The 475-nt window shown below is 41.9% G+C and carries 1 pseudogene; it reads left to right on the forward strand.

From position 1 onward, the window contains the following. Positions 1-475: pseudogene (locus tag JR005_RS04285) on the forward strand (hypothetical protein); the annotation flags it as partial.

Genomic DNA, 475 nt, shown 5'->3' on the forward strand with positions numbered 1-475 from the left:
AGCTCAATTTGCACATTATTTAAAAACCCCTGATGTTGTGGTTCGAGTGCTTTCTTACGAAGGGAATCGTTATTTTGTCAATGGTCAGGTGATGAAAAGTGGTCAATACACTTTAAATGACCAACCGATTAGTATTTATACCGCACTGGGTATGGCGGGTGGTGTCAATACCGAAACCGGTGATAATACCTCGATTCAACTGATTCGAAATGGTAAAACGTTTGATTTAAACGCAGTGAGTCTAGAAAAACAGGGCTATTCCCTACACAAACTCCTCATCCAGCCCAATGATACGATTTATGTCAACACCAAACAAAACCAGAAACTCTATGTGATGGGTGAATCGAGTAAAAGTCAGGCGCTGTCTTTACGTGATCAAGGCATGACCTTAAGCGATGTTCTCGGTGAAAGTGAAGGGATCAATCCATATTCAGCCAGCGCGGCGCGAATTTTTGTGATGCGTACCAATTTACAA

Source organism: Acinetobacter sp. Colony158 (assembly GCF_019264745.1).
Taxonomy (GTDB): Bacteria; Pseudomonadota; Gammaproteobacteria; order Pseudomonadales; family Moraxellaceae; genus Acinetobacter; species Acinetobacter ursingii.